Source organism: Arthrobacter sp. BI5 (assembly GCF_056680065.1).
The window spans coordinates 1,338,003-1,358,955 of the sequence record NZ_CM155264.1 but is presented as its reverse complement, the minus strand read 5'-3'; the positions used below and the strand labels follow the sequence as shown (position 1 = coordinate 1,358,955).

The 20,953-nt window shown below is 70.9% G+C and carries 14 protein-coding genes; all 14 read right to left on the bottom strand.

The features are described 5' to 3' along the window. Positions 1 to 11: 11 nt before the first annotated feature. The gene (locus AC1MED_RS06125; RefSeq protein WP_479786015.1) at positions 12 to 533 is read right to left on the bottom strand and encodes a hypothetical protein; all 522 of its coding nucleotides are present in this window, start codon (positions 531 to 533) and stop codon (positions 12 to 14) included. A gap of 144 nt (positions 534 to 677) precedes the next feature. After that, complete coding sequence (locus AC1MED_RS06120; RefSeq protein WP_346960130.1) at positions 678 to 1,181, bottom strand: GNAT family N-acetyltransferase; 504 nt, start codon at positions 1,179 to 1,181, stop codon at positions 678 to 680. A gap of 83 nt (positions 1,182 to 1,264) precedes the next feature. Further along, entirely contained in the window at positions 1,265 to 2,095 is an 831-nt protein-coding gene (locus AC1MED_RS06115; RefSeq protein ID WP_479786013.1) for an inositol monophosphatase family protein, read from the bottom strand. Further along, positions 2,092 to 4,395, bottom strand: a complete 2,304-nt coding sequence (gene ligA / locus AC1MED_RS06110; protein WP_479786012.1) for an NAD-dependent DNA ligase LigA — start codon at positions 4,393 to 4,395, stop codon at positions 2,092 to 2,094. The genes AC1MED_RS06115 and ligA overlap by 4 nt, the downstream gene beginning before the upstream one ends. A 143-nt stretch (positions 4,396 to 4,538) precedes the next feature. Next, entirely contained in the window at positions 4,539 to 4,805 is a 267-nt protein-coding gene (locus AC1MED_RS06105; protein ID WP_479786010.1) for a hypothetical protein, read from the bottom strand. Between the two features lie 160 nt (positions 4,806 to 4,965). Further along, positions 4,966 to 9,411, bottom strand: a complete 4,446-nt coding sequence (locus AC1MED_RS06100) for an FtsK/SpoIIIE domain-containing protein (protein ID WP_479786009.1) — start codon at positions 9,409 to 9,411, stop codon at positions 4,966 to 4,968. Then, on the bottom strand, positions 9,408 to 10,112 hold the full coding sequence (locus AC1MED_RS06095) for a hypothetical protein (protein WP_479786008.1): 705 nt from the start codon (positions 10,110 to 10,112) through the stop codon (positions 9,408 to 9,410). Before AC1MED_RS06095 ends, AC1MED_RS06100 begins: the two co-directional genes overlap by 4 nt. Positions 10,113 to 10,143: 31 nt before the next feature. Next, the gene (locus AC1MED_RS06090) at positions 10,144 to 11,823 is read right to left on the bottom strand and encodes a serine/threonine-protein kinase (protein ID WP_479786006.1); all 1,680 of its coding nucleotides are present in this window, start codon (positions 11,821 to 11,823) and stop codon (positions 10,144 to 10,146) included. Then, the gene (locus AC1MED_RS06085; RefSeq protein ID WP_479786004.1) at positions 11,820 to 13,571 is read right to left on the bottom strand and encodes an FHA domain-containing protein; all 1,752 of its coding nucleotides are present in this window, start codon (positions 13,569 to 13,571) and stop codon (positions 11,820 to 11,822) included. The genes AC1MED_RS06090 and AC1MED_RS06085 overlap by 4 nt, the downstream gene beginning before the upstream one ends. Then, entirely contained in the window at positions 13,558 to 14,547 is a 990-nt protein-coding gene (locus AC1MED_RS06080) for a PP2C family protein-serine/threonine phosphatase (RefSeq protein WP_479786002.1), read from the bottom strand. The genes AC1MED_RS06085 and AC1MED_RS06080 overlap by 14 nt, the downstream gene beginning before the upstream one ends. Continuing rightward, positions 14,544 to 16,001 carry an RDD family protein gene (locus AC1MED_RS06075; RefSeq protein WP_479786001.1) on the bottom strand — a complete coding sequence of 486 codons (1,458 nt, stop codon included), beginning with the start codon at positions 15,999 to 16,001 and terminating at the stop codon, positions 14,544 to 14,546. The genes AC1MED_RS06080 and AC1MED_RS06075 overlap by 4 nt, the downstream gene beginning before the upstream one ends. Continuing rightward, positions 15,998 to 18,502 carry a transglutaminase-like domain-containing protein gene (locus tag AC1MED_RS06070; RefSeq protein ID WP_479786000.1) on the bottom strand — a complete coding sequence of 835 codons (2,505 nt, stop codon included), beginning with the start codon at positions 18,500 to 18,502 and terminating at the stop codon, positions 15,998 to 16,000. The genes AC1MED_RS06075 and AC1MED_RS06070 overlap by 4 nt, the downstream gene beginning before the upstream one ends. Further along, entirely contained in the window at positions 18,499 to 19,830 is a 1,332-nt protein-coding gene (locus AC1MED_RS06065; RefSeq protein ID WP_479785998.1) for a DUF58 domain-containing protein, read from the bottom strand. The genes AC1MED_RS06070 and AC1MED_RS06065 overlap by 4 nt, the downstream gene beginning before the upstream one ends. A gap of 63 nt (positions 19,831 to 19,893) precedes the next feature. Beyond that, positions 19,894 to 20,865: an AAA family ATPase gene (locus AC1MED_RS06060; protein WP_346960119.1), complete on the bottom strand. Its 972-nt coding sequence runs from the start codon at positions 20,863 to 20,865 to the stop codon at positions 19,894 to 19,896. Positions 20,866 to 20,953 lie beyond the last annotated feature (88 nt).

The following is a 20,953-nucleotide window of genomic DNA, read 5'->3' as shown; positions in this document are numbered from 1 at the left end:
ACGAGGCGGTGCTAGCCGGCGATGTCGCGGGCTTTATGGAAGGCGTTGCTGCGGGCGTGCTCGTGGACGCGGTCCAGTGCTGCGATCTGCGACCGTCCGTCGGCAATGAGGCCGGCGAACGTTGACGGATCGAGCCCGAGTTCCGGCGCCAGCTCCTCCAGTGTCTGCCAGCCGCCGATTTTGCCCAGGATCGCGGCGCGCATCAGTTCGGATTCCAGGACCAGGGTCATGGGCGACCGGCTCAGCACCCGGCCGTTGAGCTTCAGGCGGCCGGCGCGTTCGGCCAGCCAGGCGGCAGCCTGGCGGTGCGGGCGCTGGCGGATGCCGAGCTCGCAGATCAGATCCTTGAGCAGCCCGCGCTCCCGGCGGATCTCCGCCGCCAGGGTTGCCAGTTCGGCGTGCACCGGGGTGTCGGTGAAGTCCTTGGCCATCCGTTCGATCCGGCCCACCCCGGCGGTGGAGCCGGTCAGGTGGTCCGACAGGTAGAGGCCGAGCAGTTTTTCGTCGATGGTGTCGGGGATGTGCGGGGCCATGCTTCCTCCGGCTGTACTCGTGCTGTTCCCAGCGTGGGTCACGGTGGTGCTCTGGGTGCATACCTTACCGCAGTGGGTCTCGCAGCAGCGGTGGCTTGTGACACCGCCGGACTGGAGCCGGGAAGGGCTGGGAGCCGGAAGGGGCTAGAGGTCCAGGCGGTAGACCAGCAGCTTGATGTCCGTCTCCGGGACGAACCAGTCGCGTTCCGGGGCCCGCTGGAAGCCCGTCTTCCGGTAGAGGCCGTGCGCGCTCTCCCAGGTCAGGCCGGTGGTCAGCGCCACGCCGGTGATGCCCGGAAGGGACCGGGCGTGCTCGATGATGGCCTGCACCATGGCTTTGCCGGCGCCGCTGCGCTGCACCGCCGGGTCCACCACGAGCATCCGGAATTCCAGCTCGTCCGCCTGGGCGATGTCCGCATAGGGCTCCCCCGCGACGGCGAGCGTCACCGAACCCACGACCCGGCCGGCGCGCTCCGCCACCCAGATGGTCGCGTCCTCGTGCCGCTGCGCGACCTTCTGGATCTGCTGCATGTAGGGGTGGTCCGCGTCCTCGAAGTGGCCCGCGGCCAGGTAGGCGTCCCGGGTGATGCGGGCGACGGCGTCGTAGTCGGCCGGGACGGCGGGGCGGATAAGGATCTGCGGATTCACCTGTCCATGGTACGGGCGCGTCCGGTTGTCGCGCCGCCAAACAGTACTTTCCGTGACTGAGCTATCAGTTCCGGTCCCCGTCGTCAGAGCGGGAACTTGCCGGAGAGCTCCAGGGGGCCGGCGCAGGTCCAGGCTGCGAGCCGTTCCTCGTCGGAGGGCCCGCCGTCGAGCACGCTGGTCAGCCGCGGACGGCGCACCCAGCAGCCGGCCTCCTCCGCGATCAGCGCGCCGGCGGCGAAGTCGTGTTCGTTGAGCCCGCGTTCGCCGTAGGCGTCGTGGGTGCCGTCCGCCACGAGGCAAAGATCCAGCGCGGCGGATCCCAGCCGGCGGACATCGGCGAAGCCGTCCATCAGGCCGCCCAGCGCGGCGGCCTGCTCAGCCCGGACGCCCCTGTCGTAGCTGAAGCCCGTGGCCAGGATCTGGCCGGTCCGGCCCGGCACCGGCCCGTTCAGCGGCACCCGCCGCCCGTGTTCTTCAAGCCACGCGCCGTAGCCGCGGGCAGCGTAGTAGACCCGTCCCAGCGCCGGGGCGTGGACGACGCCGGCCAGCCAGGCGCCGTCGGGGCCGGCCACCGCCACCGAGGTGCCGTAGTAGACGATGTTGCGGATGAAGTTCGTGGTGCCGTCGAGCGGATCGATCGACCAGCGGAAGCCGCTCGGGCTGCCGGGCAGCACGGTGCCGCCCTCCTCGCCGGTGATGATGTCCTGCGGCCGGGCGCGGGTGATGACCTCGCGGACGGCCGCCTCCGACGCGAGGTCGAAGGAGGTCACCCAGTCCCCCGAGTCGCCCTTGTTGCTCACGCCCAGCTCAGCCGCGCTCCGGCCGGCCAGCACCGCGGCGCCGGCGGCGGCAGCCTGCCGGGCCAGGTCCAGGAACGCGGTGGGCGCGGGGAATTCTGCCGGGCCGGGTCTCACTCGGCCGCCTCCTGGTGGTCTTCGCCGTCGTCCTCGGCCGCCTCGGCAGGGCCGCCCGGCGCTTCCTCGCCGCCGTCGTCCGCTCCGCCGCCCAGGCCGGCCGGTCCTTGGGCGAGCAGCGCGCGGAAGCCGTCCTCATCCAGGACCGGCAGGCCCAGCTGTTCCGCCTTGTCCAGCTTGGTGCCGGCGTTCTCGCCGGCCACCACGTAGCTGGTGTTCTTGGAGACCGAACCGGCGGCCTTGCCGCCGCGGACCAGGATCGCTTCCTTGGCCTCGTCCCGGCTGAACCCTTCCAGGCTGCCGGTGACCACCACGGTCAGGCCCTCCAGGGTCCGCGGCGTGGACTCGTCGCGCTCGTCCTCCATCCGGACGCCGTCGGCTGCCCAGCTGTCCACGATCTCCCGGTGCCAGTCCTCGGCGAACCATTCCTTGAGCGCCACGGCGATCACCGGGCCCACGCCGTCGACGCCGGCCAGTTCCTCCTCGGAGGCCTGGCGGATGGCGTCCATGGTGCCGAAGGCGGTGGCCAGGGCGCGCGACGCCCGCGGCCCCACGTGCCGGATGGACAGCGCCACGAGGACGCGCCAGAGCGGCTGGGTCTTGGCCTTTTCCAGTTCGCTGAAGAGCTTTTCGGTGCTGGCGGTCGGCTTGGACGGGGTCTTGGCCGTGCCCTTGGTGTAGAAGTACGGCACCAGCTCAAACTCACCGGTGGCCACGCCCTTGCTGCGCTTTTCACGGCGGATCCGGACCCCGGCGAGATCCTCGGGCTTGAGCCGGAACAGGTTCGCCTCGGTGGTGAGGGGCGCGACGTCGGGCTCGGCCGGCTGGGTCAGGGCGATCGCCGCTTCCCAGCCGAGCGCCTCGATGTCGAAGGCGCCGCGGCCGGCCAGGTGGAAGACGCGTTCGCGCAGCTGCGCCGGGCAGGAACGGGCGTTGGGGCAGCGGATGTCCACGTCGCCTTCCTTGGCCGGCGCGAGCGGCGTGCCGCAGGCGGGGCATTCAGTGGGCATCACGAAGTCGCGCACTGGCGGGTCCTGCTGATCGCGGAGCGCCAGCACGGGTCCGACAATTTCCGGGATGACGTCCCCGGCCTTGCGCAGCACCACGATGTCGCCGATTTTGACGCCCTTGGCCTTGACGACTTCCTGGTTGTGCAGGGTGGCCATTTCCACCGTGGAACCGGCCACCTTGACCGGCTCCATCACGCCGTAGGGGGTGACGCGGCCGGTGCGGCCGACGTTCACGGCGATGTCCAGCAGCTTGGTGTTGACCTCTTCCGGCGGGTATTTGTAGGCGACCGCCCAGCGCGGCACCCGGGAGGTGTAGCCGAGGGCGCGCTGGGTGGCGAGATCATCCACCTTGACCACGATGCCGTCGATCTCATGGCTGAGGCTGTGCCGCTTGTCGCCGTAGCGCCGGATGAAGTCCAGCACCTCCGCCAGGCCGGGCAGCACCTCGAAGTACGGGCTGGTGGGCAGCCCCCAGTCGGCGAGCTGCCGGTAGGTATCCGACTGGCTGGCGGTCTCCAGACCTTCGCGGGCGCCGATGCCGTGCACGTACATCTTGAGCGGGCGCTTGGCGGTTTCCGCCGGGTCCTTCTGCCGCAGCGAGCCGGCGGCGGCGTTGCGCGGGTTGGCCAGCGGTGCCTTGCCGGCCGCGATCAGCGCGTCGTTGAATTCAGCGAACGCCTTGGACGGGATGAAGACCTCGCCGCGGATCTCCATTTCAGCCGGGAAGTTCTCACCCTTGAGCTGCTGCGGGATTTCCTTAATGGTCAGCACGTTGTGCGTGATGTCCTCCCCCGTGAAGCCGTCGCCGCGGGTGGCCGCCCGGATGAGCACGCCGTCGCGGTAGAGCAGGTTCACGGCGAGGCCGTCGATTTTCAGCTCGGTGAGCCACGACGGCGGATTGCCGCCGTTGCCGAGCTTCGCGACGCCGGCCTCGGCCTTGGCGATCCAGGCCTCCAGCTCCTCGAGCGAGAACACGTCCTCGAGGCTGTACATCCGGGTCAGGTGTTCGACGGCGGCGAAGGCGGCGGAGACCTCGCCGCCCACCTCCTGGGTGGGGGAATCGTTGGCGACCAGTTCCGGGTGCATCGCCTCGATGGTTTCCAGCCGCCGGAAGAGCTCGTCGAACTCGGCGTCGGAGATGATCGGGGCGTCCTCCTGGTAGTACGCGAAGCGGTGCTTGCGGACCGCTTCGACCAGTTCCTCGTACTCTTCGCGGACCGCCTCGGAGGGGACCAGTTCCCCGGCGGGGCTGCGGGTGTCGGTGTCTGTTGAAGTCTTCCCTGTGCTCACAGACCTATCCTGCCCTAGATCCCCGACGTTGTCCGGTCAGCAACCCGCCCCGTTCGCAGCACCGGTCCTGCCCGGTTGCCCGGGACTTAAACGGGAGGGCCCGGACGCGGGTGCGTCCGGGCCCTCCGTGACCAAGTTCGGCCTTAGTTGGAGGAAGCGCTTTCCTGGTCGGCGGCATTGCGGCTGGCCTGCTGGCTGGCCTGCTGCAGGGCCTGGGCCGCCCGGGTGAGGTTGGCCGAGTGCTCGCCGTTCCACTCGTTCCGGAACTTCGTCGCGTCCGGTCCCATCCAATCGGTCGACCCCAGCGCCTTCGTCAGGAGCGACCTCTGGTTGTCGATCTCCTGCGCCCCCGCCAGCAGCTTCGACCCCAGCGCCTTGAGCTGAGTAACATCCGCACCCCACATAGCCATTGAAAAAACTCCTTAGTTCATCGGACCCGAACACTCTCGGCATCCCCAGCGGCCCCCGGCTGTTCCGGAAGATCCAATGCCTCGAACCTACCCTGCCCCGCAAAAACCTGTCGATGGGCAGCACTCCCCATCCCCCGCGGACCCCGCGGGAGCGAGGCGGCTAGGTGCGGTTCTCCGGCGGCAGGGCGACCTGGAGTTTGCGGACCTTGCCGCGGCCCACAATGTAGCCGCGGCCCGGGATGAACTCGCCGCCGACCCGGCCCAGCGAGGTGCTGAGCAGGCTGTCGCCCTCGATGTCGCCCGGGTTGAGCAGCAGCCCGCGGCGGCCGGACTTGAACGGCTGCGCCAGCGACCAGGCCGAGGACCAGGTGGAGGTCTCGGATTCGCCCACCACCCACTGCTCGGCCTTGACGGACGCCGTGACCAGCCGGCCGATGCCGGACTCGGCCAGGGTGTCGGTGAAGTCGGTCAGGCCCTCGATAAAGATCGCCAGCTTGCCCGGCGTGCCGGTGGAGTAATCCACCAGCTCGTCGATGGCTTCCTCGACGTCGTCCGCGCCCACCACGGAGCGGTCCCAGAGCTTGAGCGACGCCGCGGCGGAACGCCGCGAACCGAGGTAGATCAGCTCCACGCCCGGGTTGGAACGGCGCAGCGCGTAGGCCAGGGTCACCAGCGCCACGGTGCGGCCGGAGCCCGGCGGGCCGGCCAGCAGCAGCGGGCCCTTCGCCAGGATCTCGGCCGGCTGCAGCGTCTCGTCGTCGACGCCGATCACCGGCAGGTCCGGGCTGCCCGCGGGGAGCAGGTCCAGGTCCACCGAGTCGGGCAGCCGTTCGATCTGCGGCGCCCGCTCCACGCCCTGGCGCAGCATGGCCTCGCGGAGCTTGTGCACCTCGCGGGCCTGCACGGCCAGGTTGGAGTTGCCGCCCAGCACCGCCAGCTGCACCTCGAGGTTGCCCAGCAGGCCGCGGCCCGGCGGCGTGCCGGCCCCGAGGACGTCCTTGGGCACGTCGAGGGACAGGTAGTCGTCCTCGGAGGAGAGCCGCAGCACCAGCCGGCGCTGGATCGAGGCGAGCAGCGAGGCCGGCACCGCGTTGGGCCGGTCGCCGCTGACCACGAGGTGGATGCCGAGCGGGCGGCCGTCGGTGGCCAGCTGCAGGAAGATGTCCCAGAGCGCCGACAGCTTGCTGTACTCATAGCCCTCGCGGAACGCGGACATGCCGTCCACAAGGACGAAGATGCGCTTCTCCTCCGGCATGTTGGCCAGCTTCCGGTACTCCACGATCGTGGCGGCACGGACCTCGGCGTAGCGGGCCGAACGGTCGTCCGCGAGGTCCCGCAGCCAGCGCAGCAGCCGGCCGACCCGTTCGACGTCGTCGCCGTTGATGATCTCGCCGACGTGCGGCAGCTCGTCGAGCATCTTCAGGCCCGAGGAGCCGCAGTCGATGCCGTAGACGTTGACCGGGCCGCCGCGCGGGGTGACGGCGGCGGCGATCGCGATGCCGCGCAGCGCGGCCGACTTACCGGAACCGCCGGTGCCGTAGATGGCCATATTGCCGTCACGGTCGGGTTCGTAGAAGACCGTCGGCTGGTCCTGGTGCGCGGGGTCGTCCGCGACGCCGAGGAGCAGCCGCTCGTCGGTGCGCGGGTTCGGCAGCCGGGAGAAGTCGTAGGTGGTGGCAAGCTCGTCCAGCCACGGCTTGCGCGGCGGCTCGATGGCGAGCACGTCCGCGGCCTTGATGATGTTGGCCGTCATCCTGGCGATGTCGTTGGGCCCGGCGGGTTCCTCCCGCACCGGCGCCTCGGCGGCGGGCGCGGCCCAGGCTGCACCGGAGCCGAACGCCATCTCGACGACGTCGATCCGCGGCCGCTGCGGCTTCTCCGTGGTCCAGCCGCCGGCGTAACCGGTCTGGAAGCCCTGGATCCGGCCCGGTCCGGTTTTGGCCGCGCCGCGTCCCGGGATGGAGGGGTCGAAGTACGCGGCGGTGGGAACGCCGAGGATGTCCACCGCGTCGTCCTCGTCTGCCATGCGCAGCGCCACGCGCAGGTTGGTGTTGGCGCGCAGGCTGTCCTTGATGACGCCGGCCGGGCGCTGGGTGGCGAGGATCAGGTGCAGGCCCAGCGAACGGCCGCGGGCGGCGACGTCCACCACCCCGTCGACGAACTCCGGCACCTCGGTGGCCAGGGCCGCGAACTCGTCCACAATGATGATCAGGTAGGGCGGCGCTTCCGGGTCCGCCTGGCGCTGGAGTTCCAGCAGGTCCTTGGCCTTCTTGCGGTTCAGCAGCCGCTCGCGGTGGTGCAGTTCGGCCCGGAGCGAGGTCAGGGCGCGGCGGACCAGGTGCTGCGAAAGGTCCGTGACCAGGCCCACCGTGTGCGGCAGGTGCAGGCAGTCCGCGAACGCGGCACCGCCCTTGTAGTCCACGAACAGGAAGCTGACCCGGTCCGGGCTGTACGCCGCGGCCATGCCCATCACCCAGGACTGCAGGAACTCGGACTTGCCGGCACCCGTGGTGCCGCCGACCAGGGCGTGCGGGCCCTCGTTCTTCAGGTCGAGGTAGAGCGGTTCGATGCCCTTGGACCCCACCAGGGCCCGGAGCGTGCCGTTGTCCTTGCGGTTGGGTTTGGCGGTGGCATGCACGGAGTTGTTCTCGCTCCAGCGGTCCGCGACGGCCTGCGGGTTGTCCAGGAAGTCCTTGCCGATCAGCGCCGCGTAGGACACCGCGCGGGGCAGGTCCGAATCGTCCTCGAGCGGCTTGCCGACGTCGACCACGGGGGCGAGCATGCGCGCCAGCTGGGCGGCGAGCCCGGCGTCGAGGCTTTCGCAGCTGACCGGGAAGGTGTGCCGGCCCAGCCGGACCTGGCCGGTGGTGGTGCCGTGTTCGCCGTCGACCGCCATGAAGTCGCGGCAGGCGGCCGGGAGCTGCTGGACGGAGGTGGCCACCCACATGACGTGGACGCCGGAGTCCGGTCCGCGTTCCAGTACCCGGGTGAGCCGCCCGCGGTCCACCGGGGCGTCGTCCTCCACCACCAGCAGCACGGTGGGCAGCTGCGGGCCTGGCACGTCGTCGCCCTCCAGTTTGAGCCCGGGGCGCAGTTCCGGGCGCGGCGACTGGGCCGCGGCCTCGCGCTGGTCGATCAGGTCTTCGAGCCTGGACAGCAGGGCCGAACCCCCGGCCGGGCCGGCGGCGAGGTGGTCGCCGCTGAGCGGGCTGTGGCCGGAACCGGCGTGCGGCAGCCACTGCAGCCATTCCCAGCGGTCCTTGGACTGGGCCGAGGTGATGGCAGTGAGCACCACTTCGGCCGGCGAATGCAGCCCCACCAGCTGGAGCACCATGCCGCGGGCTACGTCGTCGACGAGGCCGCGGGCACCGGCGAGGCCGAACGAGCCGGCGCTGCGCAGCTGGGAGACGATCGGTACGCCCTCGATGCTGCCGAATTGGGCCATGCACTGCTGGATTTCGGCCATGTACTCGGGCTCGGTCTCGTTGCTTTGCGGCTCCTCGAACTGGATCCGGGACGGTGCCGTGCCGAGTCCGAACCGCAGCCCCAGGAAGCCGGTGTGCTCGGGCCTGTGGGTCCAGAGGAGCGGGCCGAGTTTGTAAATGGAGTCCACGGTGTCGCTGACCGACGGTGCCTCCTGCAGCCGGACGGAGCGTTCCACCTTCTGCAGCGCGGTGATGTCGGCGCGGAACGCGGCCATGGCGGCGCGGAACGCCTTGAGCTGTTCCTTGCGTTCCCGCTTGGACTGCATTTTCTGGTCCACGTAATGGCCCACGATGAACAGCGGCATCATCATCATGAAGATCACCGACATCATGTTCTGCGTAACGGCGAAAAGGACGGCGCCCATCATCAGCGGGGCCACCAGCATGATGTACGGGAACGGGTGGTGCTCCTGGCGTTTGGGACCGGCCGGCAAAGTCCGTTTGTGCGGTTCGAAGCGGGGCACCACGCGCGGCGAGCGGTTGAAATTGATCAGCGGTGAACTCGGCGCGGCGCCCTGGCTGCCGCCCAGGGACACCACGGACACGGTGGTGTCGCCGAGCGTGACGGTGTCCGAGGAGTTCAGCGTGGCGCGGCTGACCGGCAGTCCGTCCATCAGCAGGCCGTTGGCGGAGTTCGTGTCCACAATCTCCACGGTTTCGCCTACCGTGATGCGGGCGTGCCGTTTGGAGGTCAGCGGGTCGGTCAGCCGGATGTCGACGTCGCGGTCCCGGCCGAGGTAGCTGGTACCGGAGGGCAGCGGGAATTCGCGACCGACGTCGGGGCCGGAGAGGACGCGCAGGGTCGCCGCCGCGGGTCCCCGGTTTGCCCCGGGGAGGTCGAACTGCTCGCTGACCTGGGTCAGCGAGACGATTGAGCCGGGCCGCAGCCCGGATTCGAGCAGGTTGTCCTCCCGGTTCAGGACGCTGCCGTTCAGTCCGCCGGCGGCGAAGGCCTCCTCGATGCTGAGCGAGAGGTTCGACGGCGGGGCGGTGCCGCGCCGCGCGGGGTCAGCCGCCCAGAGTTCGGTGGCGATGTCCGCCACCGTGGCGAGGCCGTCTACGGTGACGGCGAGGTCCTTGGCCTCGGCGGGGTCGCGGCGCAGGGTCAGCCGGATCCTCATGCGTCGTCCCCTCCGCCCTGCGTCTCCAGCAGCACCAGGTCGGCCGCGGTGACGAGGTGGGAGGTCACGGCGTGTTCCACCAGCCGTGCGCGGCGGTTCGTGGCGAGCTTGCCGCTGCCGCCGCGCAGGCCGGCGACGCCCACCCGGTCGAGTTTGTCGCACACGTTGTCCAGCTTTCTGTTGAACCGGGTCAGTGCCCAGCCCAGGGTCTTGGCCGCTTCCGCGGAGGAAGGGATGGCGCTGAAGCCGGTTCCTTCGCGCCGCAGCATCGGTTCGGCGAGGGCCACGATCAGGGCCTTCTGCGAGTCGGTGAAGACCACCGGGCCGATTGTGGTGTCGCCGCCGCTGTCCTCGCTGCGGGCCTCCTGCCGGAACGCGGGCGTCCGGAGGTGGACGGCAAACTCGTAGGTGGTGGGGCCGGCGGTGAAAATAATGTTGGTCTGGCTGAAGACCAGCGGGATCCGGGCACCCGGCGCGAGCCAGGCCTGCATGCCGCCGGAGGCGTCGGCCACGGTTGCGCAGAGCATGCTGCCGACGTTGCTGAGCCACCAGATGCCGTCATAACGGGCAATCTGCAGGAACTGCCGGTGCAGGTACGGGTTGTCGTCCACTTCGAGGTCGCCCTCGCGGCCGATGCTGAAGATGTCCTCGTCGGATGGCTCGTGCCATTCGCCGCAGAAATCTATCGCCAGATCCCCCATTGTGCGTGTCTCCTCAGGGCCATTCATAGTGTCATTTAGGGGTGTAGCAACCAACGGAATTATCAATATCCAGCGGCGAAGACGATCCGTCCCGGCGGACAATCATCACCTGGACGCAGAAAAACTGCCCCGTCCCGAAAACGACGCTTGCCTCCGGCTTCTCGGTGGCTTGGAACGTGCCGTCATCGTAGACACGCCACTTGTAGCTGTCGCCGGGTTTGGGCTGCGGATTCGTCCAGGTGAATCTCAACTTTCCGTCAGCCCCCGGTCTGCCCACGATGTTGGTGACATCCGGGACGGTGCCCTCATCGATGGCGTCCGCGGGCGGCCTGCTGACCTGCTCGGATGCCCTGGGGGCCGGCTCGGGCCTGGTGGTGCCGGCAATGATGCCGACGACGACGGCGACCGCCAGGACGGCGCCGCCCACGATCGAGAGCACCAGGTTCCGGCGGCCGTGGCCGGCAGGGGCGGCGTCGGCCGGTTCGGCGGCGGTTCCGTCTCCGGCCCCGTCCCGCGGTGCGACGCTGGAGCGGTTGACGGTGGCCGCGACGTCGTCGTCCCCGGCCGGTCGCGGCGCGGCAGGCGGCCGGGCAGGGAAGGACGGCGCGGCGAAGCCCGGCAGGGCCGCAGGCCGCTGGACGGTGTCCCTCCCGGCGTCCCTGCCGATCCCCCTGTTGACGCCGTTGTTGAACGTCGTCGAGTCGTCCGGCGCGGCGGCGCCCGGCAGCCGGGTCGGGAACGTCGGGGCGTGTCCGGTGGCGTCCGGGTCGATCGCGGCGACGCTGCGGACCCGGGTTTCCTCAAAGCTGTCATCCGGGTGCGGCTCGTCGGCCCGCGGCTCCTCGAGGACCTCGAACGGTGTCACGGAGAGGTTCAGCTCGGCCTGGATGCGCTGCAGCGCCAGGGCAAAGGCGTGGGCGGAGGAGTATCGGGAGTCGGGCGATTTGGCCATCGCCGTAGCCAGGGCCAGTTCCAGGGACTCCGGGACGTCGGCGCGGCCCAGCTTGGGGACCGGCAGGCTGGTGATGCGGGAGATCAGCTCGCGCTGGGAATTATCCGCGCCCGGCAGCACGAACGGGGACCGGCCGGCCAGCAGCGTGTAGAGCGTGGCACCGAGCGCCCAGACGTCCACCAGGACGCCGTCGACCTGCCGGTCGCTGAACTGTTCCGGCGGGGACCACGGGATGGACATGCCCGCGTCCTCGTCCTGGTCCCCCGCCAGGGTGCCGGAGATGCCAAAGTCGGTCAGCGCCGGCCGGTTGTAGTCCGTGACGAGGATGTTTCCCGGTTTGATGTCGCGGTGCGCGATCCCGGCGCGGTGCGCGGTTTCGACGGCGGAGGCCACCTGGATGCCGACGGCCAGGACCTCGTCCACGCTGAAGCGCTGGCGCCGGTACCGGACGTCCAGGCTCGGCCGCGAGCAGTACTCCATGGCCAGGTAGGAGTGGCCGGAATCGGTGATTTCCGCTTCGAAGATCGTCACGATGTAGGGATGCGAGGACAGCTGCGCCATCAGGTTCGCCTCGGATTCGAAGCGGCGGCGGGCCCCCTCGGTTTTGAGGTCCGAGAGGAGCACCTTCACCGCTACCTTGCGGCGCGGCCGGTCCTGCTCGTAGAGGTAGACGTCGGAGAATCCGCCGGAGCCGAGCAGGCTGATGTAGGTGAACCCCGGGATGCTGGGCGGCGGGGCCACGGGGCGTTTGGCGTTCACAGCAGCTCCTCGAAGCGCAGCTGGATGCCGTCGCCCAGTTCGGCGATGTCGCCGTCGAACAGGATCGCCATCTCGCCCTGGGCAAGCCGGCGCGGGGCCTGGCCCTCGCGCAGCAGCACCGTGCCATTGGTGGCCTTGAGGTCGCAGAGCATCACGTGCCAGCCCTCGAGCCGGACCTCCACGTGCGAGCGGGAGATGTCCCCGCCGGGGCTCGCCACCTGGACCAGTTTGGGCATCACGGCGCCCTGGACGCGGGAGACCGACGGTTGCCGGCCCACGATAAGCGACTGGTCAAGGTCGATCAGCTCGCCGGTGGACAGCCGCATCCGGCCCAGCCGCGGGCGCCGGACCTGGACGCCGTCGCCGGGGAGCGCCTGGCCGCAGTAGGCGCACTGGGCGTTGGTGGGCGGGTTCGCGTGGCCCTGCGGGCACACCCGGGCCAGCACCATGGGACCGGTGCCGGGGTTTTGGGCGTCCGACGGCGGCGCGGCGCGCTGCCCGGCGGTGCCGGGGCCGTCGAGGTCGTTTTTCATGATGGTCTGGCCGTCGTGGTCCGCGTCATCGGCCGGCGGCCGGGGCGCGGCCGGGGCGGTGGTCACCGGCGGGACCGGCGGCGGGGTAAAGAGCGACGGCGGAGCGTCGGGCCCGGGGGCGGCGCGCGGCGCCGGCGGGACCGGATTCGCCGGCCGCTCACCGCCGGTTCGCCAGGGCACCGAGTCGATCAGGCCGGTGGGGACCGCCGGGACGTGCGCGGGCCCGGCCGCCGGAGCCGCTGCCGGCTCGTCTTCGGCGGGCTTTTCCGCCGCGCCGGGCGCCGGGGCGGCCGTGGGGTCCCCCGCGTCGGCCGGCTCCGGCGCGGCGGGACCCGGACCGGGCTCCGGTTCCGCCTCGGGGTCCTCGCGCACGGCGGCGTCTTCAATACTCCGCATCACCGTCTGTTCCCAGAGGTGGTCGTAGCTGCCGGTAGGCTCTTGCTCGGCGGTGTCCGGCGCCGGGACATCCTGCATGGTGCCCGCGAGGTCGGGGCCGGCGTCGAGGTCCGCTTCCGGGAATTCCAGCACCGTTTCCGCGGAGCTGTCGTGCTCCTCCTGCTCGGCGGCGATGTCCGCCTCGGCGGCGGCCAGCAATTGCTCGTCCCCGGCGGCAACAGTCGCAGCCGCCGCAGGGACGGCAGCAGCCGGCGCAGCGGAATCAGGCGCAGCGGCAACAGGCGCAGCGGAATCAGGCGCGGCCGCCACCGGCACGTCCGCGGAACTCCCGTCGCCGGTCAGCGCGCCGTGTAGCCCCTGCAGCAGGACCACGCCGTCGCCCAGCGGCAGCGGCCCGGCCTGGGCGGCCGCCGCAGTGCCGGCAGCATAAGCGGCCTCGGGGACGGCAACGCTGAAGCCGTCCGGGGCTGCGAAGCGCCGCTCGGTCCATGTGGTGACGTCCCGGCCGCTGAGCTCGACGGATTCCCCGCCGTCCAGCCGGACGTTCAGGTCGATCCCGCCGCGCAGGAAGACCTGCAGGGAACCGCGCAGCCCCACGATCCCGAACCAGGGCAGCCGGGCGAGCGGACCGCCCGAGGCCGAGGTCACGGCGTCCAGAACCTCAGGGAGCTCCGGGCTGCCGGCCAGCAGCGTCCAGAGCGAGTCGACCAAGGCGCGGTCCGTGTCGGGGCGCAGCAACACCACGGTTTCGGAGCGGACCACGCCCAGCCAGGTTCCCGGCGTGTAGCTGACGGCGGCGGTGCGGCTAGCGGGCGCCATGGCGCCCCTCGCCGGACCCGGCCGCGGATCCGCCTTCGTTCCCGCCGACGGCACCGTCGGGGGCCACATCCAGGACCTCGGTGCGCGGCAGGGTGTTTTCGTCTTCGGCTTCCGCCGGTGTGCGCGGAGCGGTCTGGGTGCCGTCCTCGCTGGCGACGTTGCTCGCGTCCACCACGATGCAGGTCACGTTGTCGCGGCCGCCGCTGCGCAGGGCCGCCTGGATCAGCTGGTCCACTGCAGCTTGCGGGTCCGGCTCGGAAACCAGGATGTCGGCAATCTGCTCGTCGTCGAGCTCGCCGTTGAGCCCGTCGGAGCAGACCAGGATCCGGTCGCCTTCCTCAACGGGCAACAGCCAGTAGTCGGCTTCCGTCTCATCGCCGGTGCCGAGCGCCCGGGTGACGACGTGCCGGCGCGGGTGCACCGCAGCCTCGGCCGCGGTGATCTCGCCGGCGTCCACCAGCTCCTGCACCTCGGAGTGGTCCACGCTGACCTGGCTGAGCTTGCCCTGGCTGAGCCGGTAGGTGCGGGAGTCGCCGATGTTCAGCACCAGCCAGTACGGGATCCCCATCTGTTCCACCACAACGACGCCGGAGAGCGTGGTGCCGGCACGCGAGCCGGTCTCCTCGCGGATGCTGGCATCGGCCTGCAGCAGGTACTGCTGGACGACGGCGGCGGTGGCGTCCCGCTCCCCCGTGGCGAGCTGGGGGATCTCGGACAGGGTGCGCACGCAGATGCCACTCGCGATCTCGCCGGCCTCATGGCCGCCCATGCCGTCGGCGACCGCGAACACCGGGTCGGCCGCGATGAAGGAGTCCTCGTTCATCTCGCGGCGCAGGCCGCGGTCGGTGCCGGAGCCGCAGCTCAGCCGGAGGCTGGGAGCACTGCTGGGAGCACTGCCGGGAACACTGCCGGGAGCAGTACCGGAGGAAGCTGCGGAGGCTTTGGCGGGAGGAACGGAAGCCGGCTGGGATGTCATGCCTGTCCTAGGTAGAAGGAGCGGTCACCGAAGTGCACGGTGGATCCGGGGCGTACGTGGGTGGGTTCCCCGGGTGCCAGTGCGGTGCGGATACCGTCCGGCGTCGTGACGGCGCTTCCGTTGGTGGAGTTGCGGTCCGTCACCCAGATGCCGCCGTTTCCGGCCAGCACATGGAGGTGGGTCTTGGAGATGGAGCGTCCCGGGTCGGCCACGGGCAGCAGTTGGACGGATTCCTCGCCGGGGTGGCCGGCGGGGTTGCGCCCGATCAGCAGGGAGCCGTCCAGTTCGACTTCCCGGCCGTCGTCGATCCTGATCCGCAGGATGGCGACCGTGACCGGGGCGGAACCGTCGCCGCGGACCTGGGTGCGGTCGTGGTCGTCGTCCGGGTGCGGGCTGAACGCCCGGCTGTTCACGGCCTGGCTCCGGGCGGCCTCAATCGGCGCGGACCTGGAGTCGGCGGCGGCGGGCATGGGAGCCGGCTGGAACGGTGCGGGCTGGAAAGGCGCCGGGGCCTCGGGAGCCGGAGCCCCGGCGGGCGCGGGCGCGGGCTGCGGCTGGAGCCGGGCGGCACCCGCCACCGGCGAGGCGACCTGCTGCACCGGGGGAAGGTCCAGCGGGGCAAAGCTGTAGGGTCCCTGGATGCCGCCGGTGGTGATCGGGTTCCGGCCGGCCTTGATATCGAAGACCAGGGTCTTGGCGGCGGTATCGTGCCAGCCGCGCAGCCTGCTGTTGTTGTCCCAGCGGTTGGAGATCACCACCAGGACGGCCCAGCCGGCACCCAGCAGGGCGAGCGGCCCCAGGAGGACCAGTGCGGCTCCGAACCACTGGAAAACCACCACCAGCACGGCGGCGAGGGCGGCGAGCAGCACGCCGGCTCCGGTGATCAGGCCGCGGAGGAAGACGGCTCCCCCGCCGGGCGCGTACCCGTCGGCGTCGGCGCTGCGGATCCCCACGATGCGGTTGCCGAGGGTGGCGCCGGACCGGCCCTCCAGCACGGCCTGGACCAGGATGTACACCAGGGTGGCGCCGAGCCCGATGCCGCCGTAGAGGACCAGCGAGGAGGTGTTGTAGATGATGGAGCCGCCGCTGCGTGTCTGGGTGACCCCGGCGAAGCCGACGGCGAAGAGCACCACGAGGAGCGCCGCCGGGCCGGTCCAGTCCAGCACCGCGGCCCCGAGCCGTTTTCCGGCGTCGGCGGGAACCAGCTCAAGCTTGTTCGGCAAAACCGTACCTCCCCCTTGTCCGCGGACACCCTGTCCGGGGCCCGCCGGCCCCGGTACGGACGGTCCGCCCTGCCCCGAAGGCGCTACCGGGATAGTACCGGGTGTTGCGTCCGGCCGCCGGGCGCTGCGCGCCGAACGGTTGCCCAGCGGCGCCCCGCAGGAGGTGCAGAACGCGGCGCCCGGGCGGATCGGCTGCTGGCAGCGCGGGCAGCGCTCGACGTCGTCGGTCATGGCTCGTTGCGGTTCTTCCTGGCTGTTCCCTGCGGTTCCTGGTTCGGACCGGGCTCCACTGTACTAGCTGGAGCGTTGCGGCCCCGGCCCGGCAACACCGGGCGGAGCCCGCGCAGCTTCAGCGCGGCCCGGCCGTCGGCCAGCAGCGAGCGCGGCGAGAAACGGGCCTGCTGGCGGCGCCAGAAACCCACCGTCCCGGTCATCTCCTTCAGCGAGCCGTCCACGATCTCCCAGTATTCACGCACCTGGTCCTCGCTCGGCTGGCCCGCGCCGAAAATCGCGGCGTCCGCCCGGTGCGCCAGCAGCGTGGTGCTGCCCTGGCTTGCCGGGAAGGCCTCGCCGAGCACGGCGGCGGACTCCCGCCGGGTGGCGCGGTGGTCCACCCCGGCACCCAGGTCGGTCGCCAGGCTCAGGACTTCGTTCCAGCCGCCGCCGACGCGCTGCGCCGGGTGCCCGTCGGTGAAGCGGGCTTTCCGGCGTCGGGACTTCAGCAGGGCAATCAGCAGCAGCGGCAGCGCGAGGACCGCCACCGGGATCAGCGCCGTGCCGATCGCGGCGAGCAGGGGCCCCCAGAACAGCCAGGGGTTGTTCTTCTTTTCGTCGGCGTCCAGCGCGTCCGGCGAGGAGTCCGGCGGCAGCTCGGCCGGCTCCTGCGGCGGGGGCGGCGGCTGGAGGACCTGCGGCTTGGGCTTGGACTTGTTCTCCGGGTCCGGCGGGATCGGCACGTTGTCCTTGGGCGGGGTGGGGTCGAAGGACACCCAACCCACCCGGTCGAAGGCCACCTCGACCCAGGCGTGCACGTCCTTGCCGGTGATCTGCACCTCGCCGGCGCCGTTCTCGGGGCTCTTGGGATCGGGGTAGAACCCCATCACCACCCGGGACGGGATGCCCAGGTGGCGCAGCATCAGGGACATCGCCACGGCGTACTGCTCGTCGTCGCCGAGCATCTGCTTGGCCGTGAGCAGGCTGCGGATGCGGTTGGCGCTGTGGCCGGAGACGCTGGGCAGCTGCCCGTCGGCGATCAGGCCGTTGCTGAAGGCGCCCTGCTTCTGGAAGTGCGCCTCGATCTGGCGCACCCGGTCGATCGCGGTGGGCGCGTCCGCGGCGAGGTCGTTGGCCTGCGAGCCGACCACCGGCGGGACCTCGGCCGGGTCCGGCAGCGACACCTTGGCGAAGTCGTACTGGGTCAGCTGCCCGTGCTCGAGCATGGCCGGGTCGGCCACCTGCACACTGTAGGAGTCGCCCTTGCCCAGCCCGCGGGTGGTCACGGCGGTGTCCGTGCCGGAGTTGAAGTACAGCCCGGACGCCGCGCCGGAGCCGTCCCGGGCGAAGCTGATGCCGGTGGTCTTGCGGCCGCCCGGGAGGAAGTACCCCTGGTAGTCCTCGATCGTGATGTCCAGCGTGTAATTGTTGGTCGGCACAATCCCGGTGGTGTCGGCGAGGGTGTTGAGGGACTTCGCGTCGCCTACCTTGCTGAAGCTGCCCGAACCGTTCGGGTCCATGGTGTAGTTGGTGCCGTTGAAGGAGTCCAGGGCGGCGAGGCGGACCCGGCTGTCCTTGGGCAGGCCCTTGACGAGGAAGAGGTTGTCGTCCTTTTTGTCCTTGACGAAGTTGCGGAAGCTCGCCAGCGGGGTCACGTAGTCCTTCGGGTCGAACGGGGGCACGATCGTGTTGCGCAGCACCTTCCGGTCATCGTCCGCGGTGACCAGCGGGGATGCGACGGCGGTGATCCCGACGGCGACGGCGATCACGGCGGCGGCGGTGCCCAGCCGGCGGAGCCGCGCGGCGCCGGCCGCAGCCTGGTCCGTGTCCGGCCGGTTCACCGAGACCTTGCGGGTGTCGCCGCTGCGCAGGGCATCGCGGCGGAACGTGGCCCAGGCGATCGCGCCTACGGTCAGCGAGATGCCGCGTTCCACGGTGAGGAACCCGGCGTTGGTGCTGAACGCGATGCCGGTGATGAACAGCACCAGCACCGGCAGCAACGGCCAGTACGGGCTCCTGAGCCGCCAGGTCAGCAGTCCGGCCGCGAGGGCGGTGAGCAGCGAACTCAGGAACGGCACAATCAGGGTGCCGCCCGCGGTACCGACCGGCACGCCCACGGTGAGCATGTCCTTCCAGGCGAAGACCACGCCCGCCAGCAGGGTCCGGAGTGAGTCGAGGGTGGGCAGGACCCCGGCGATCGAGGCCTCCGGGACGGCCAGGGCGGTGCCGAAGACAAGGTAGGTGCCCACCGCCAGCGCCGTGGTGATCAGCACCCCGAGCCGGAAGTGCACCTTGGCGGCGGCGACGCCCAGGCCCAGCAGGATCCCGCCGAAGCCGGCAGCCAGGTAGTAGGGGTCGCCGCCGAAGCTGAGGCTGAAGCCGAGCACGCCGAGCCCCAGCAGCACGGTGAGGGCGCCGGCGTCGAGCGCGTAGTGCCAGGCCGGCTGGCTGCCGGCGAAGCCGGACCGGGAACGGGCCGGTGCGTTGTTGCGGGGACGGAACCCCGTGGCGGTGCTCATGCGGCCGCCTTCCTCAGCACGATGGCCAGTTCGGAGAGATCGCCCAGGGTGAGCACGGTCAGGTCCGCGATGTTCGCCCGGGCCGGGGCGGCGCCGGCCTGGATCCGGACCGCGAGGCTGCGCACCCCCGGCGGCACCGAGGCGGAGGCGGAGCGCAGCTGGGTGGGTGTCACGTTGCTGCCCACGACGAAGAACACCACGGAGGCGTTCGGGACGGTGTCGGCGAGGGTCCGGGCCAGGTCGACGGCGTTTTTGCGTTCCGGCGCGCCGACCACCCGGGTCAGGTCATCGAGCAGGTTCCGGCCGGTCTCGCAGCGCAGCGGCCCTTTCTGGGTGAGGACGTCGAGGTTGCGCTGCTCCCGGATGGCCTGCAGCCCGATCGAGGCGGCGGCGGAGACGGCCAGCTCGAACTCCTCCTCGGAGGCGTACTCGTCCGTGTTGGTGGAGAGCGAGATGGCCAGGTGCGCCCGGCGGGTTTCCTCGAACTGGCGCACCATGAGCTTGTTGGTCCGGGCCGTGGTTTTCCAGTGGATGTGCCGCCGGTCGTCTCCGGGCACGTAGTCCCGCAGCGCGTGGAAAGAGACGTCGGCGCTGGAGAGGTCCGTGGTGGGCATGCCCTCCAGGTCGCGGATGAAGCCGGCGGCGGAACCGGCCAGGGCCACGGTCTTCGGGTGCACAAAGAGGTCCTGGGGTTCGGTCCAGAGCACCTGGCGGCGGAGCAGGTGCAGCGGGTCGGCGCGCACGGAGCGGACCGGGCCCACCACGATCACGGCCCGGCGGGCGGTGGGGATGGTGAAGAGGTCCTCGTGGACCTGTCCGGGTTTCATCCGGGGCAGGTGGAACACGGCGGTGGCGGCGCCCACCGGGAGTTCCAGCGCGGCGGGCAGCAGCGGCCGCGCCGAGGTGTTGGACACCGCGATGCTGCCGACGGCGCTGTCCCCCACGGCCACCCGTGTCCGGGCGAGATCCAGCAGCACACCGTAGGAGGAGCGGCCCAGAATGAAGCCGACCGCCAGCACCAGGAGCACAAAACCGGCGATCGCGGCGGCCTTGGCCTCCTGCCAGCCGTAGGCCTGGCCGGCAGTCCAGAGCAGCACCGAGGCCGCCAGCACGGACCAGCCGAGCACGCTCACCACCGAGAGCACGGGCCAGAGGTGCCGGCGGAAGCGCTCCCGGACGGCGCGTCCGGCCGGAGCCAGCGCCAGGGCGGCGGTGCTGCTGGCTTCGGCCCAGACGGCGGACGGATGCAGCCGGGCGGGCCTGCCGCCCCGGGAAAGGGGCTGCTTCAGGCGTTCAGCAAGCCGGGTCAACGGTGTGCCGGTGGACATAGGGTGGCCTTTGTTCGTGCATGGTCCGGGCGCTGGGTCTGCCCGGGGGGACGGGGTCGGAGCCTAGACGGCGGCCCGCTGCTGCGGGGCGGCGACGTCGGCGAGCACCCGGGCCAGGACAGCGTCGGCGGTGGCGCCGGAGAACTCCGCTTCCGGGTCCATCACCAGGCGGTGGGTCCAGACGACGGCGGCGAGGTCCTTCACGTCGTCGGGCAGCACGAAGTTCCGGCCCTGGCTGGCCGCCCAGACCTTGGCGGCGCGGACCATCGCGAGCGCGCCGCGGACGGACACGCCGAGGCGGGTCTCCGGGGCGCTGCGGGTCTCCTCGCAGAGCCGGGAGATGTATTCGAGCACCGCGGTGTCCACGTGGGTGGTGGCGGCGAGGTCGGCCATGTCCGCGACGGCCTGGGTGGTGATCACGGCCGTGATGTCCTTGGAGCGGTCCTTGAGGTTGGCGCCGCCGAGCAGCTGCACGGTGGAGGCATGGTCCGGGTAGCCGATGGACGTCTTGATCAGGAAGCGGTCCAGCTGGGCCTCGGGCAGGCGGTAGGTGCCGGCCTGTTCGATCGGGTTCTGGGTGGCCATCACCATAAAGGGGCGGCCGGCCTCGTAGGTGGCGCCGTCGACGGTGACGCGGGATTCCTCCATGACCTCCAGCAGCGCCGACTGGGTCTTGGGCGAGGCGCGGTTGATTTCGTCGGCGAGGACGATGTTGTTGAAGATCGGGCCCTTGTGGAACTCGAACTTCTGCGTCTTCTGGTCGTAGATGGTCACACCGGTGACGTCCGAGGGCAGCAGGTCCGGGGTGAACTGGATGCGGTTGTTGGAGCCCTGGACGGTGGCCGCGAGGGCCCGGGCCAGCGAGGTCTTGCCGGTGCCGGGGGCGTCCTCGAAGAGGACATGCCCCTCGGCCAGCATCGCCGTGAACGTCAGCCGGATGACGTGGGACTTGCCGAGCACGGCCTGCCCCACGTTGGCAACGAGTTTCTCAAAGGTGCCGGCAAACCATTCGGCCTGCTCAGTGGTCATCGTCATGCGCTGGTTCCTCTTCCATTCGGGTTAAGCATCGGGGGGGGTCCGCCGGCAGGGAGTCCCCGCGTTGTCCGGCGTTTAGTCTAGGCGA

What these genes read in the sequence shown, in the direction of transcription:
- AC1MED_RS06105 (WP_479786010.1), bottom strand. Translation starts at nt 4,805, where the DNA reads ATGGCTATGTGGGGTGCGGATGTTACTCAGCTCAAGGCGCTGGGGTCG.
- AC1MED_RS06095 (WP_479786008.1), bottom strand. Translation starts at nt 10,112, where the DNA reads ATGGGGGATCTGGCGATAGATTTCTGCGGCGAATGGCACGAGCCATCC.
- AC1MED_RS06125 (WP_479786015.1), bottom strand. Translation starts at nt 533, where the DNA reads ATGGCCCCGCACATCCCCGACACCATCGACGAAAAACTGCTCGGCCTC.
- AC1MED_RS06070 (WP_479786000.1), bottom strand. Translation starts at nt 18,502, where the DNA reads ATGAGCACCGCCACGGGGTTCCGTCCCCGCAACAACGCACCGGCCCGT.
- AC1MED_RS06080 (WP_479786002.1), bottom strand. Translation starts at nt 14,547, where the DNA reads ATGACATCCCAGCCGGCTTCCGTTCCTCCCGCCAAAGCCTCCGCAGCT.
- AC1MED_RS06065 (WP_479785998.1), bottom strand. Translation starts at nt 19,830, where the DNA reads ATGTCCACCGGCACACCGTTGACCCGGCTTGCTGAACGCCTGAAGCAG.
- AC1MED_RS06060 (WP_346960119.1), bottom strand. Translation starts at nt 20,865, where the DNA reads ATGACGATGACCACTGAGCAGGCCGAATGGTTTGCCGGCACCTTTGAG.
- AC1MED_RS06075 (WP_479786001.1), bottom strand. Translation starts at nt 16,001, where the DNA reads ATGACCGACGACGTCGAGCGCTGCCCGCGCTGCCAGCAGCCGATCCGC.
- AC1MED_RS06085 (WP_479786004.1), bottom strand. Translation starts at nt 13,571, where the DNA reads ATGGCGCCCGCTAGCCGCACCGCCGCCGTCAGCTACACGCCGGGAACC.
- AC1MED_RS06100 (WP_479786009.1), bottom strand. Translation starts at nt 9,411, where the DNA reads ATGAGGATCCGGCTGACCCTGCGCCGCGACCCCGCCGAGGCCAAGGAC.